General features: G+C 62.8%; 11 protein-coding genes. 1 reads left to right on the top strand and 10 read right to left on the bottom strand.

Features of this window, described 5'->3' with window-relative positions; translation table 11 throughout:
* Positions 1–67 precede the first annotated feature (67 nt).
* On the bottom strand, positions 68–922 hold the full coding sequence (gene fghA / locus AC05QJ_RS07985) for an S-formylglutathione hydrolase (protein ID WP_476746362.1): 855 nt from the start codon (positions 920–922) through the stop codon (positions 68–70).
* Between the two features lie 7 nt (positions 923–929).
* On the bottom strand, positions 930–2042 hold the full coding sequence (locus AC05QJ_RS07980) for an S-(hydroxymethyl)glutathione dehydrogenase/class III alcohol dehydrogenase (protein WP_476746361.1): 1113 nt from the start codon (positions 2040–2042) through the stop codon (positions 930–932).
* Positions 2043–2149: 107 nt separating this feature from the next.
* On the opposite strand from AC05QJ_RS07980, the gene AC05QJ_RS07975 reads away from it, so the two are divergent.
* Positions 2150–3046 (top strand): LysR substrate-binding domain-containing protein, encoded by an 897-nt coding sequence (locus tag AC05QJ_RS07975; RefSeq protein WP_476746360.1) that lies wholly within the window; start codon positions 2150–2152, stop codon positions 3044–3046.
* Positions 3047–3050: 4 nt separating this feature from the next.
* Here AC05QJ_RS07975 and ispD read toward each other — a convergent pair whose 3' ends face one another.
* From ispD to dnaE, 8 genes are all read right to left on the bottom strand, one after another.
* Positions 3051–3758, bottom strand: coding sequence for a 2-C-methyl-D-erythritol 4-phosphate cytidylyltransferase (gene ispD / locus AC05QJ_RS07970; protein ID WP_476746359.1), 708 nt, complete (start codon positions 3756–3758; stop codon positions 3051–3053).
* Positions 3755–4033 carry a cell division protein FtsB gene (ftsB, locus tag AC05QJ_RS07965; RefSeq protein ID WP_009395237.1) on the bottom strand — a complete coding sequence of 93 codons (279 nt, stop codon included), beginning with the start codon at positions 4031–4033 and terminating at the stop codon, positions 3755–3757. Before ftsB ends, ispD begins: the two co-directional genes overlap by 4 nt.
* A 156-nt stretch (positions 4034–4189) precedes the next feature.
* Positions 4190–5479 carry a phosphopyruvate hydratase gene (eno, locus tag AC05QJ_RS07960; protein WP_476746358.1) on the bottom strand — a complete coding sequence of 430 codons (1290 nt, stop codon included), beginning with the start codon at positions 5477–5479 and terminating at the stop codon, positions 4190–4192.
* 151 nt (positions 5480–5630) lie between these two features.
* Positions 5631–6476, bottom strand: coding sequence for a 3-deoxy-8-phosphooctulonate synthase (kdsA, locus tag AC05QJ_RS07955; protein WP_476746357.1), 846 nt, complete (start codon positions 6474–6476; stop codon positions 5631–5633).
* Between the two features lie 3 nt (positions 6477–6479).
* A complete protein-coding gene (locus tag AC05QJ_RS07950) occupies positions 6480–8108 on the bottom strand; it encodes a CTP synthase (RefSeq protein WP_476746356.1) in 1629 nt (542 codons plus the stop codon).
* Positions 8109–8380: 272 nt separating this feature from the next.
* Entirely contained in the window at positions 8381–9688 is a 1308-nt protein-coding gene (tilS, locus tag AC05QJ_RS07945; RefSeq protein ID WP_476746355.1) for a tRNA lysidine(34) synthetase TilS, read from the bottom strand.
* Between the two features lie 93 nt (positions 9689–9781).
* Entirely contained in the window at positions 9782–10729 is a 948-nt protein-coding gene (locus tag AC05QJ_RS07940; RefSeq protein WP_476746354.1) for an acetyl-CoA carboxylase carboxyltransferase subunit alpha, read from the bottom strand.
* Between the two features lie 98 nt (positions 10730–10827).
* Positions 10828–14352: a DNA polymerase III subunit alpha gene (dnaE, locus tag AC05QJ_RS07935; RefSeq protein ID WP_476746353.1), complete on the bottom strand. Its 3525-nt coding sequence runs from the start codon at positions 14350–14352 to the stop codon at positions 10828–10830.
* Between the last annotated feature and the right edge of the window lie 24 nt (positions 14353–14376).

Genomic DNA, 14376 nt, shown 5'->3' with positions numbered 1-14376 from the left:
AAACGCCCTGATTGAGTCAGGGCGTGATTCTACCTGCTTTGCCGGGCGTTGGGCTTGAATTGTCGGACTAGAACCGGCCAAGCCCCAGCGCTGCGGCGTGATGCCGCAGGTGATCATCGATGAAGCTGGCGATGAAGTAGTAGCTGTGGTCATACCCCGGCTGCAGGCGCAGTTGCAGCGGATAACCTGCCGCTTGCGCAGCCTGCTGCAACACCTGGGGCTTGAGCTGGTTTTCCAGGAAATCATCGCGATCGCCCTGGTCCACCAGCAGCGGCAGACGCTCCGAGGCCTGGGCGATCAGCACACTGGCATCCCACTCGCGCCAGCGCGAACGGTCTTCACCCAGGTAACGGCTGAACGCTTTCTGGCCCCACGGGCAGTCGATCGGGTTGCTGATCGGCGCAAACGCCGACACCGACTGGTAACGACCCGGATTGCGCAGCGCACAGACCAACGCACCGTGCCCGCCCATGGAGTGACCACTGATGGCGCGCTGCTGCGACGCTGGGAAGTGTGCCTCGATCAACGCCGGCAACTCGTCCACCACATAGTCGTACATGCGGTAGTTGGCGGCCCATGGCTGCTGGGTGGCGTTGACGTAGAAGCCAGCCCCCAGGCCGAAGTCCCACGCACCCTCAGGATCACCCGGCACCTGCGCCCCACGGGGGCTGGTGTCCGGCGCGACGATGATCAGACCCAGTTCCGCCGCGAGCTTGTGCGCGCCGGCTTTCTGCATGAAGTTTTCGTCGGTGCAGGTCAGCCCGCTGAGCCAGTACAGCACTGGCAGCTTGCCGCCCTGCTCGGCCTGCGGCGGCAGGTACACGGCAAAAACCATGTCACAACCGAGCACGTCCGAGCGGTGGCGGTAGCGCTTGTGCCAGCCTCCGAAACTCTTCTGACAGGAAATGTTTTCCAGGCTCATGGCAACCTCAGAAATGGATGACGGTACGAATGCTCTTACCTTCATGCATCAGGTCGAAGGCCTTGTTGATGTCTTCAAGGCCCATGGTGTGGGTGATGAAGGTGTCCAGCGGGATCTCGCCCTTCTCCGCCATGTCGACGTAGCTGGGCAGCTCGCTGCGGCCGCGCACACCACCGAACGCCGATCCGCGCCAGACGCGGCCGGTGACCAGCTGGAACGGACGGGTGGCGATTTCCTGGCCGGCACCGGCGACGCCGATGATCACCGACTCGCCCCAACCCTTGTGGCAGCACTCCAGTGCCGCACGCATCAATTGGACATTGCCCACGCACTCGAAGGAGAAGTCCACGCCGCCGTCGGTGAGGTCGACGATCACTTCCTGGATCGGACGGTCGTAGTCTTTCGGGTTCACGCAGTCGGTGGCGCCGAGCTGACGGGCGATCTCGAATTTGCCCGGGTTGATGTCGACGGCAATGATCCGCGACGCCTTGGCCTTGACCGCGCCAATGATCGCGGACAGGCCGATGCCACCCAGGCCGAAGACCGCGACGGTGTCACCCGCCTTGACCTTGGCGGTGTTGAGGACCGCGCCGATACCCGTGGTCACGCCGCAACCGAGCAGGCAGACCTTCTCCAGGGGTGCCTCTTTCTGAATCTTGGCGACGGAGATTTCCGGCAGCACGGTGTACTCGGAGAAGGTCGAGGTGCCCATGTAGTGGAACAGCTGCTGGCCCTTGTAGGAGAAACGGGTAGTACCGTCCGGCATCAGGCCCTTGCCCTGGGTGGCACGGATGGCCTGGCACAGGTTGGTCTTGCCGGAACGGCAGAATTTGCACTGGCCGCATTCCGGGGTGTACAGCGGGATCACATGATCGCCGACCGCCACCGAGGTCACGCCCTCGCCTACCGCCTCGACGATAGCGCCACCTTCGTGACCGAGGATCGAAGGGAAGATGCCTTCAGGGTCGGCACCCGACAGGGTATAGGCGTCGGTGTGGCAGACACCGGAGGCAACCACGCGCAGCAGCACTTCGCCGGCCTTGGGCATCGCCACGTCGACTTCGACGATTTCCAGCGGTTTCTTGGCCTCGAAGGCAACGGCAGCACGGGACTTGATCATCAATCTTCTCCAACAGAAGGGACAGTACAGTCTCGCAGTGTAATTCAAGGACTTTTGATGAATAATCAGGCCGAAGACAAAACATTATTGCTGCACAGGGATAATCAATGAGCAACCGCTGGGAAGGGATCGACGAATTCGTCGCCGTGGCCGAATCCGGCCAGTTCACCGCCGCTGCTGATCGCCTCGGGGTGTCGTCTTCCCATATCAGCCGGCAGGTGGCGCGCCTGGAAGAACGGCTGCAGACCCGCCTGCTGTACCGCAGTACCCGGCGGGTCACCCTCAGCGAGGCTGGACAAACCTTTCTCCAGCACTGCCAGCGCCTGCAGGACGGTCGCGAGGAAGCGTTGCGTGCCATGGGCGATCTGACCAGCGAGCCCAAGGGCCTGCTGCGCATGACCTGCGCGGTGGCCTACGGCGAGCGCTTCATCGTACCGCTGGTCACCCGCTTCATGACCCAGTACCCGCAATTGCGGGTAGACATCGAACTGACCAACAACACCCTCGACCTGCTTCACGAGGGCATGGACCTGGCCATTCGTCTCGGTCGCTTGCAGGAGTCGAGGCTGGTGGCGGCGCGCCTTGCGCCCAGGCGCATGTACCTGTGCGCATCGCCGGATTACCTCAATCGCTATGGGCGGCCCCACAGCCTGTCGGAACTGGCACGGCACAACTGCCTGATCGGCAGCTCCGATAGCTGGCTGCTGCAGCAGGATGGGCGGGAAATCGGTCAGCGGGTTCAGGGCAACTGGCGCTGCAACAGCGGACAGGCTGTGCTGGATGCGGCGCTGCAAGGGATGGGGCTGTGTCAGTTGCCGGATTACTACGTGCTCGAGCACCTGAGCACGGGGGCGCTGGTCTCGCTGCTGGAATCCCACCAGCCGCCCAACACGGCGGTCTGGGCGCTCTATCCGCAGCAACGCCACCTTTCGCCAAAAGTGCGCAAGCTGGTGGACCACTTGCGTGAAGGGCTGGCGCAGCGTCCCGAGTATCGGGCTCGCTGAGCCGTCAGCCGCGCAGTGCCCAGCGCTGACGCAACCATTCAAGATCCTCGGGGCGAGTGACCTTGATGTTGTCGTTGCGCCCTTCGATCAGCCGCGGCGCCTGGCCAGACCATTCGATAGCCGAGGCTTCGTCGGTAATCGCCACCTCCGCCACCAGGCTGTCGGCCAGGGCACGATGCAGGGCACCCAGACGGAACATCTGCGGCGTGTAGGCTTGCCAGATGGTGCTGCGGTCCACAGTGGCACTGACCCGACCATTGGCGTCGGCGCGCTTCAGGGTATCGCGGGCCGGCACAGCCAGCAGGCCGCCCACCGGATCGTCAGCCAGTTCCAGCAGTAGCCGATCGAGGTCCGAGCGGGCCAGGTTCGGCCGCGCGGCGTCATGGACCAGCACCCAGTCACTGTCGGCCGCACCCTGAGCGTGAAGCAGCAGCAACGCATTGAGCACCGAGTCGGCACGCTCGCGTCCGCCATTGGCGCGCTGTATGCGGGAGTCATTGGCGCACGGCAGCGTGGGCCAGAAAGGATCGTCAGCGGCAAGGCTGACCACCACCCCCTTTACCGAGGGATGGTCGAGAAAGCAGTTGAGGCTGTGTTCGAGAATCGTCCGTCCGCCCAGTTGCAGATACTGCTTGGGCCGGTCGGCGGCCATTCGCGCCCCTACGCCAGCAGCGGGGACCACGGCCCAGAAGGCCGGCGTGGCAGTGTTCATTGGGCCAATTGGTAGAGGGTTTCGCCCTCCTTCACCATTCCCAGTTCGTGGCGGGCCCGTTCTTCAACGGTTTCCATACCCTTTTTCAACTCCAGCACTTCAGCATCGAGCACGCGGTTGCGCTCCAGCAGACGCTCGTTCTCGGCATGCTGGTCAGCGATCTGCTGCTTGAGCTCGGCCACCTGGGCCAGGCTGCCATTGCCCACCCACAGCCGGTACTGCAAGCCACCGAGCAGTGCGAGAAGAACGAGGAACAACCAATAAGGACTACGCATCAGGGTATCCAGTGGCGAAAGACCGCAACTGCAAGGGACAAATGGCACGAAGCCCGACCGGAGTCAGGCTTTGTGATTCAAGCGCTCGCAGCGCTCGCGAAACGCTGGCCCGAAAGACCAGACGCTACGCGATGCTGTCTTTTTACCATCTATCGCTTAGCCGCGAAACTCGTCGCGACCACGGTACACCGCCTTGGCGCCCAGTTGCTCTTCGATGCGCAGCAGTTGGTTGTACTTGGAAACGCGGTCGGAACGGCACAGCGAGCCGGTCTTGATCTGGCCGGCAGCGGTACCCACGGCCAGGTCGGCGATGGTGGAGTCTTCGGTTTCGCCCGAACGGTGGGAGATCACCGCGGTGTAACCGGCAGCCTTGGCCATCTGGATGGCTTCCAGGGTTTCGGTCAGCGAGCCGATCTGGTTGAACTTGATCAGGATGGAGTTGGCGATCTTCTTGTCGATGCCTTCCTTCAGGATCTTGGTGTTGGTCACGAACAGGTCGTCACCCACCAGCTGGACTTTCTCGCCGATCTTGTCGGTCAGGACTTTCCAGCCTGCCCAGTCGGACTCGTCCAGACCGTCTTCGATCGAGATGATCGGGAAACGCTCGGTCAGGCCTTTCAGGTAGTCGGCGAAACCTTCGGCGTCGAACGACTTGCCTTCGCCAGACAGGTTGTACTTGCCGTCTTCGAAGAATTCACTGGCAGCGCAGTCCAGGGCCAGGGTCACATCGGTGCCCAGCTTGTAGCCAGCGTTGGCCACGGCTTCGGCGATGGCGCCCAGGGCGTCTTCGTTGGAAGACAGGTTAGGCGCGAAACCGCCTTCGTCACCCACGGCGGTGTTCAGGCCACGGGCCTTCAGCACGGCTTTGAGGTGGTGGAAGATCTCGGTGCCCATGCGCAGAGCATCGGAGAAGGTCTTGGCACCAACCGGCTGGACCATGAACTCCTGGATGTCGACGTTGTTGTCGGCGTGCTCGCCGCCGTTGATGATGTTCATCATCGGAACCGGCATGGAGTACTGGCCGGGGGTGCCGTTCAGGTTGGCGATGTGGGCGTACAGCGGCAGGTCCTGGTCCTGTGCGGCAGCTTTGGCGGCAGCCAGGGAAACGGCCAGAATGGCGTTGGCGCCCAGCTTGGCCTTGTTCTCGGTACCGTCCAGTTCGATCATGGCGCGGTCCAGGGCTTTCTGGTCAACCGGGTCCTTGCCCAGCAGCAGGTCGCGGATCGGGCCGTTGATGTTCGCGACGGCTTTCAGCACGCCCTTGCCCAGGTAACGGCTCTTGTCGCCATCACGCAGCTCCAGTGCCTCGCGGGAACCGGTGGAAGCACCGGACGGAGCGCAAGCGCTGCCGATGATGCCGTTGTCGAGCAGTACGTCCGCTTCCACAGTAGGGTTGCCCCGGGAATCGAGAACTTCACGACCTTTGATGTCGACGATTTTTGCCATTGTTGTAAGCACTCCAGAATTGACGAAAACAACGCAGCTTGAAAAATCCGCTCTTGCACAGGCACGGGGCACGGGCAGGCCTGGCGCGGAGAAAACCCCCGGCCCATGGGCCGGGGGTTGAACGGGCGGTACTTTACCGGAGAAACGAGTCTTATGCGGTTTCTACCGTCGGAAAACTCTTGACCAGGTCATCCAGCTGCTTGAGCTGGGCCAGGAACGGCTCCAGTTTGTCCAGGCGCAGGGCGCAGGGGCCATCGCACTTGGCGTTGTCCGGATCCGGATGGGCCTCGAGGAACAGGCCGGCAAGCCCCTGGCTCAGGCCGGCGCGGGCCAGCTCGGTGACCTGCGCGCGGCGGCCACCGGCGGAATCGGCACGACCGCCCGGCATCTGCAGGGCATGGGTCACGTCGAAGAACACCGGGTACTGGAACTGCTTCATGATGCCGAAGCCGAGCATGTCCACGACCAGGTTGTTGTAACCGAAGCTGGAACCGCGCTCGCAGAGGATCAACTGGTCGTTACCCGCCTCTTCGCACTTGGTCAGGATGTGTTTCATCTCCTGGGGCGCGAGGAACTGGGCTTTCTTGATGTTGATCACCGCGCCAGTCTTCGCCATGGCCACCACCAGGTCGGTCTGGCGCGACAGGAAGGCCGGCAACTGGATGATGTCGCAGACATCGGCAACCGGTTGTGCCTGGTGCGGCTCGTGCACGTCGGTGATGACCGGGACGCCGAAGGTCTTCTTCACTTCCTCGAAGATCCGCAGGCCTTCTTCAAGGCCCGGACCGCGATAGGAGTTGATCGACGAGCGGTTGGCCTTGTCGAAGCTGGCCTTGAACACGTAGGGGATACCGAGCTTCTCGGTAACCCGCACGTACTCTTCGCAGACCTTCAGGGCCAGATCACGGGATTCCAGGACGTTCATGCCGCCGAACAGGACGAACGGCTTGTCGTTGGCGATCTCGATGTTACCGACGCGAATGATCTTCTGGGTCATTGATCAGGCCTTGTTCTTCTGGGCCAGGGCCGCCTTGACGAAGCCGCTGAACAGCGGATGGCCGTCACGCGGGGTCGAGGTGAACTCTGGGTGGAACTGGCAAGCGACGAACCATGGATGATCCTTGGACTCGACCACTTCGACCAGCGCGCCGTCTTCGGAACGACCGGACACCACCAGACCGGCGTCGACCAGTTGTGGCAGCAGGACGTTGTTGACTTCATAACGGTGACGATGGCGCTCGGTGATGACGTCCTTGCCGTAGCAGTCGTGCACCTTGGAGCCGGCGACGATCTGGCAATCCTGGGCGCCCAGGCGCATGGTGCCGCCGAGGTCGGAGGCTTCGGTACGGGTTTCCACCGCACCGGTGGCATCGGACCACTCGGTGATCAGGCCGACGACCGGATGGCCGCTGTTGCGGTCGAACTCGGTGGAGTTGGCGTCTTTCCAGCCCATGACGTTACGGGCGAACTCGATCACCGCCACCTGCATGCCCAGGCAGATGCCCAGGTACGGAACCTTGTTCTCGCGAGCGTACTGCACCGCGGTGATCTTGCCTTCCACGCCCCGCAGGCCGAAACCGCCCGGAACCAGGATGGCATCGGCGCCTTCCAGCAGGCCGGTGCCCTGGTTCTCGATGTCTTCGGAGTCGATGTAGCGCAGGTTGACCTTGGTACGGTTGGTGATGCCGGCGTGGCTCATCGCTTCGATCAGCGACTTGTACGCATCGAGCAGCTCCATGTACTTGCCGACCATGGCGATGGTCACTTCCTGCTCAGGGTTGAGCTTGGCATCGACGACCTTGTCCCACTCGGACAGGTCGGCGCTGTTGCATTGCAGGCCGAAGCGCTCGACGACGAAGTCGTCCAGGCCCTGGGCATGCAGCACGCCCGGAATCTTGTAGATGGTGTCGACGTCTTCCAGCGAAATGACCGCACGCTCTTCGACGTTGGTGAACAGCGCGATCTTGCGGCGCGACGAGGCATCGACCGGATGGTCGGAGCGGCAGATCAGCACGTCTGGCTGCAGGCCGATGGAGCGCAGCTCCTTGACCGAATGCTGGGTCGGCTTGGTCTTGGTCTCGCCAGCGGTGGCGATGTACGGAACCAGGGTCAGGTGCATCAGCATCGCGCGCTTGGAGCCGACTTCGACACGCAGCTGGCGGATGGCTTCGAGGAACGGTTGCGACTCGATGTCACCCACGGTACCGCCGATCTCGACCAGGGCCACGTCGGCATCGCCGGCGCCCTTGATGATGCGACGCTTGATTTCGTCGGTGATGTGCGGGATGACCTGGATGGTCGCGCCCAGATAGTCACCACGACGCTCCTTGCGCAGCACGTGCTCGTAGATGCGACCGGTGGTGAAGTTGTTGTTCTGGGTCATGGTGGTGCGGATGAACCGCTCGTAGTGGCCCAGGTCCAGGTCGGTCTCGGCGCCGTCGTGGGTGACGAACACTTCACCGTGCTGGAACGGGCTCATGGTGCCCGGGTCCACGTTGATGTACGGGTCCAGCTTGAGCATGGTGACCTTGAGCCCCCGCGCCTCCAGGATGGCCGCCAATGAAGCCGAGGCAATGCCTTTCCCCAATGAAGAAACAACACCGCCCGTGACGAATATGTAGCGCGTCATGAAAAACCCTAGAAGTCTGCGTTAAAGCGGTCTGCGCCGCCGGGGAAAGCGAAGGAAGGCCGAAGCCCCCGATCACCTGCGTCAATCACAGTGCATCCGAAAATACTGCCGCGTCTGTACAGACCGGGGTTGGAAAACCCGGCACGGAGCTCGCTACACATTTTGAGAATCGCCCAGCAAAAAACTGCTTGGTAATCGGCAACTGCCGTGCCTCGAAGCGAGGTCACAGAAGCTGTATCAAGAAGGGAGCGTAGTCTACCCGAATGTGCCTTTCATCTCAAACCTTGCTCGCTCGTCGGTGCACGCCAGCTCAGTTGCAAATCGCCATCAGCCAGCCCCGGCTGGTTCGCCACTGCCACCAGGCGCTGCCCCGCGAACAGCAGGGGCAGGCGTGCGCGGACGAAGGCCGGGACCTGCCGCTCGTTGAGCAGGCGCTTGAGATCGCGATGGCCACGCCCCGACACCTCGAGGCGTTCACCGCCCTGGCGATAGCCGATGCGCAAGGCTTCCCCGGGAAGGGTGCCGCTCAGGCTGACACTGCCATTGCCAGGCAACTCCAGTTCGGCAAGCGGGTCGTTCCAGGGCACCGCCTCGCCAACCGACAGCAGCCACTGGCCACTCAACCAGTACACGCGCTCGCCACTGCGGTGCAACTCGCCATCAGTGAGCCGCCACACCGGCAAGGCATCGGGGCGCGCATCACGCAGGTCGTTCCAGCCCGCCCAGTGCTCGGTATCGGGCAACCGCGTATAAGCGGACAGCCAGAACTGCAGGGCATTGCGCTGACGCGCCGGAGACAGCTCCGCGAGGCGGCTCAGGTTCAACGACGGCAGCGTCAGCCAGGAATGCTGGCAAGGTTCCAGCGCCGCCGCCAGGTCCTGGCGTGCCAGATCATCGAGCAGTTCACGGGCCTCGCCGAGGTGAGACGCCGTTCGCGCCAGGCTGCGAGAGGCCTGCGGCCAGCGTGATACCAGTGCGGGCAGCACCTGGTGGCGCAGGTAGTTACGGGCGAACCGGGTTTCCTCGTTGGAGGGGTCTTCTATCCATGACACGCCATGTTCCCGTGCGTAGGCCAGCAGTTCGTCACGGGAGATGTCCAGCAAGGGACGAACCAGCCTCCCGGCTCCCAGCGAGCGCTGCGGGGGCATGGCCGACAATCCTCTCAAGCCGGCGCCGCGCATCAGACGCAACAGCAGTGTCTCGGCCTGATCGTCACGGTGCTGGCCGGTCAACAGCACCTCGCCGGGGCGCAACGCGCCGGCGAAAGCGCCATAGCGGGCGTTGCGCGCCGCCTGCTCGACACTGGCCGCCTGCGCCACGCGTACGTGCCTGACCAGCAGTTCCACTCCCAATCCATCGCACAACTGCCGGCAGTGCTCAGGCCAGGCATCTGCTGCAGACTGCAAGCCGTGATGGACATGAATTGCACGAAGCGCCGGAAGATCATGCCGCGCCCTGAGCGCAGCCAGCAGATGAAGCAGGACACTGGAGTCCAGCCCGCCGGAAAGCGCCACGCACCAGGACGGCGCATCTCGCCAGGGCGCCATGCGCTCAAGCAGCCTGGAGGCAAGATCGGTCATACCGGCCAACCCTCAAATGAAAAACGCGGGACGGGGCTGCTCCACCTGGTGGAAGCACCCCGCCCCGCGTCTGGTAACGCCGATGGCTTCAGATCAGAGACCGTAGCTCATCAGGCGGTCGTAACGACGCTTGAGCAGCGCGTCGTTGTCGAATTTCTTCAGCATGTCCAGTTGCTGGATCAGTTCGCCACGAACCGAAGCCGCCATGGCAGACGGGTCACGGTGCGCGCCGCCCAGCGGCTCGGAAATCACTTTGTCGACGATACCCAGGCCCTTCAGGCGCTCGGCGGTGATCCCCATGGCCTCGGCGGCGTCGGCCGCTTTCTCGGCGGTCTTCCACAGGATCGAGGCACAACCTTCCGGCGAGATCACCGAGTAGGTCGAGTATTGCAGCATGTTCAACTGGTCGCACACACCGATCGCCAGTGCACCACCGGAACCGCCTTCGCCGATGACGGTGGCGATGATCGGGGTTTTCAGGCGGGCCATGACACGCAGGTTCCAGGCGATGGCTTCGCTCTGGTTGCGCTCTTCGGCGTCGATGCCCGGATAAGCGCCCGGGGTGTCGATGAAGGTCAGGATCGGCATCTTGAAGCGCTCGGCCATTTCCATCAGGCGGCACGCCTTGCGGTAGCCTTCCGGACGCGGCATGCCGAAGTTGCGGCGGACCTTTTCGCGGACTTCACGGCCTTTCTGGTGACCGATGACCATCACCGGCCGGTCTTCCAGACGGGCAATACCACCAACGATGGCGGCGTCATCGGCGAAGTGACGGTCGCCGTGCAGTTCGTCGAACTCGGTGAAGATGTGCTCGATGTAGTCGAGGGTGTAAGGCCGGCGCGGATGACGCGCCAGGCGAGCGATCTGCCAGCTGGTCAGGTTGCCGAAGATGCTCTTGGTCAGCTCGCTGCTCTTGTCTTGCAGCCGGCCAATCTCATCGCCGATGTTCAGCGAGTTGTCGTTGCCTACCAGGCGCAGCTCTTCGATCTTGGCTTGCAGGTCAGCAATCGGCTGTTCGAAATCCAGAAAATTCGGGTTCATAGGCATCCGTCTTGGGTCGACGGCCAGGCGGCCGGCCGGTTGATCCGTTTGGCGCCCTACCTTAAGGGATCAGGCGCATTCAGGTCGAGATTAAAAATTCATCGATAGTGCAAAAAGACGTTCTCACGCCCGAACTGGTCACGCAGGGCCTGAATCAAGCCATCGGCCGGGTCGATTCGCCAGTTCTCGCCGAACTGCAGCAAGGCCTTGGCGTCGCTTCCGGTGTACTCCATGCTGATCGGGCAGGCCCCGCGGTGGCGCTTGAACAGCTCGCCCAGCCAGGCCAGGCGGTCGCCCTTGAGGGCGTCGGCGTGGATTTTCAGGCGCAGGCTGTCAGCGAGGTTGGTTCGCGCATCTTCCATGCTCATCACCCGCTTGACCCGCAGGCGCAGGCCGCCGGAGAAGTCGTCGTGGCTCACCTCGCCTTCGATGACCACCATCGCGTCGGTCTGCAACAGCGACTGCGCGGCCATGAAGGCATCGGCGAACAGCGACGCCTCGATCCTCCCGGAACGGTCGTCGAGGGTCACGAAGCCCATCTTGTCGCCCTTCTTGTTCTTCATCACCCGCAGGGCAATGATCATACCGGCCACGGTCTGGGTGTCGCGGGCCGGCTTCAGGTCGATGATGCGCTGGCGAGCGAAACGGCGAATCTCGCCTTCATACTCGTCGATCGGGTGACCGGTCAGGTACAGGCCGAGGGTGTCCTTTTCGCCGCGCAGACGCTCCTTGAGCGTCAGCTCGCGGGCATCGCGGTGCTTGGCGTAGACGTCGGCATCGGCGTCGTCGAACAGGCCGCCGAACAGGTCGGCGTGACCACTGTCATGGGTGCGTGCGGTCTGCTCGGCGGATTTGATCGCCTCTTCCATCGCCGCCAGCAGCACCGCGCGGTTGCGGTCGACGTTGGCCTGGTAGGCCTTGAGTTCGTCATGGAAGTACGGCCCGAGGCGGTCCAGCGCGCCACTGCGCACCAGGGCGTCAAGGGTGCGCTTGTTGATGCGCTTGAGGTCGACACGGGCACAGAAATCGAACAGGTCCTTGAAGGCACCGCCTTCGGCGCGAGCCTCCATGATCGCCTCCACCGGACCTTCACCCACGCCCTTGATCGCCCCCAGGCCGTAGACGATGCGACCGTCATCGTTGACGGTGAACTTGAAGTCCGAGAAGTTCACGTCCGGCGCATCCAGGCGCAGCTTCATGCTGCGCACTTCCTCGATCAGGATCACCACCTTGTCGGTGTTGTGCATATCCGCCGACAGCACCGCGGCCATGAAGGCCGCAGGGTGATGGGTCTTGAGCCAGGCCGTCTGGTACGAAACCAGGCCGTAGGCGGCGGAGTGGGATTTGTTGAAGCCGTAACCGGCGAATTTTTCCACCAGGTCGAAGATGTTGCCCGCCAGGTCGCCATCGATGCCGTTGTTGGCACAGCCCTCGATGAAACCGCCGCGCTGCTTGGCCATTTCCTCGGGCTTCTTCTTACCCATGGCCCGGCGCAGCATGTCCGCACCGCCGAGGGTATAGCCCGCCATCACCTGGGCGATCTGCATCACCTGTTCCTGATACAGGATGATGCCGTAGGTCGGCGCCAGTACCGGCTGCAGCCCCTCGTACTGGTAGTCGGGGTGCGGATAGGCCAGCTCGGCACGGCCGTGCTTGCGGTTGATGAAGTCGTCCACCATGCCCGATTGCAGAGGGCCAGGACGGAACAGCGCCACGAGTGCGATCAGGTCCTCAAGGCAGTCGGGCTTGAGCTTCTTGATCAGCTCTTTCATGCCGCGGGATTCGAGCTGGAATACCGCGGTGGTCTCGGCTTTCTGCAGCAGCTCGTAGGTCTTGCGGTCGTCGAGCGGAATGAAGTCGATGTTGACGTCCGGCAAGCCCTGCTTGGCCTGCTCGCGATTAATGATCTCCATCGCCCACTTGATGATGGTCAGCGTACGCAGGCCGAGGAAGTCGAACTTCACCAGGCCCGCGGCCTCGACGTCGTCCTTGTCGAACTGGGTGACCAGGCCGCCGCCCTCTTCATCACAGGCGATCGGCGAAAAATCGGTGAGTTTGGTCGGCGCGATGACCACACCCCCGGCATGCTTGCCGGTACCCCGGGTGACCCCTTCCAGCTTGAGGGCCATGTCCCATATTTCCTTGGCGTCCTCATCGGTCTTGAGGAAATCGCGGAGCATCTCTTCCTGCTCGTAGGCCTTTTCCAGGGTCATGCCGACTTCGAACGGAATCATCTTCGACAGACGATCCGCCAGGCCGTAGGACTTGCCCTGCACCCGCGCCACGTCGCGTACCACCGCCTTCGCCGCCATGGTACCGAAGGTGATGATCTGGCTGACCGCATTGCGGCCGTATGCCTCGGCCACGTAATCGATCACCCGGTCCCGGCCGTCCATGCAGAAGTCGACGTCGAAGTCGGGCATGGAAATACGCTCGGGGTTGAGGAAACGCTCGAACAGCAGGTCATAGGCCAGCGGATCGAGGTCGGTGATCTTCAGGACGTAGGCCACCAGCGAACCCGCACCCGAACCCCGTCCCGGGCCTACCGGCACGTCGTTGTTCTTGGCCCACTTGATGAAGTCCATAACGATGAGGAAGTAACCGGGGAAGCCCATCTGGATGATGATATCCAGCTCGAACTTCAGCCGATCCAGGTAGACCTGGCGCTTTTCCTCGTAGTTGGGCGTGGTCTCCTTGGGCCAGAGCACCTTCAACCGCTCTTCCAGGCCTTCGTGGGAGACATGGCGCAGGTAGTCGTCGATGCCCATGCCGTTGGGCGTCGGGAAATCCGGCAGGAAGTACTTGCCCAACTGGACCTGGATATTGCAACGCCTGGCGATCTCGACGGTGTTTTCCAGCGCGTCTGGCAGGTCGCTGAACAGCTCGGCCATTTCCTCCGGGCTTTTCAGGTATTGCTGGTCGCTGTAGTTGCGCGAGCGACGCGGATCGTCCAGCGCCCGGCCTTCGCCAATGCAGACCCGGGTTTCATGGGCATCGAAGTCCGACTGCTTGATGAAACGCACATCGTTGGTAGCCACCAGCGGCGCACCGAGGCGGTCGGCCAGTTCGACAGCAGCGTGGAGGTATTCTTCGTCCCCGGCACGGTTGGTGCGCTGCACCTCGACGTAGAAGCGATCGGGGAACATCGCCATCCAGTCCTGCAGCAGTGCCTCCGCTTGTGCAGCGTTGCCGGACATCAGCGCCATGCCGATATCGCCTTCCTTGGCCGCAGACAGCGCAATGAGACCCTCGGCGGCTTCGGCGATCCATTCGCGCTGGATGATCACCAGCCCGTTACGCTGACCATCGGTCCAGCCACGGGAAATCAGTTCAGTGAGATTGCGATAGCCCTGGGCATCCATCGCCAGGAAACAGATACGGGCCAGGGGCGCATCGGGATCGTCGCTGGCCAGCCACAGGTCGGCGCCGCAGATCGGCTTGATCCCGGCCCCCATCGCCGTCTTGTAGAACTTGACCAGCGAGCACATGTTGCTCTGGTCGGTCACCGCCACTGCCGGCATGTTCATCGCCGTCAGCGCCTTGGCCAACGGTTTGATCCGGACCAGGCCGTCGACCAGCGAGAATTCGGTATGCAGGCGGAGATGAACGAAAGAAACCGACATGAGGGTCCTATAGCAGCGCGAGAC

The sequence above is a fragment of the Pseudomonas sp. TUM25319 genome, assembly GCF_056388475.1.
This window is presented reverse-complemented; position numbering and strand designations above follow the sequence as displayed.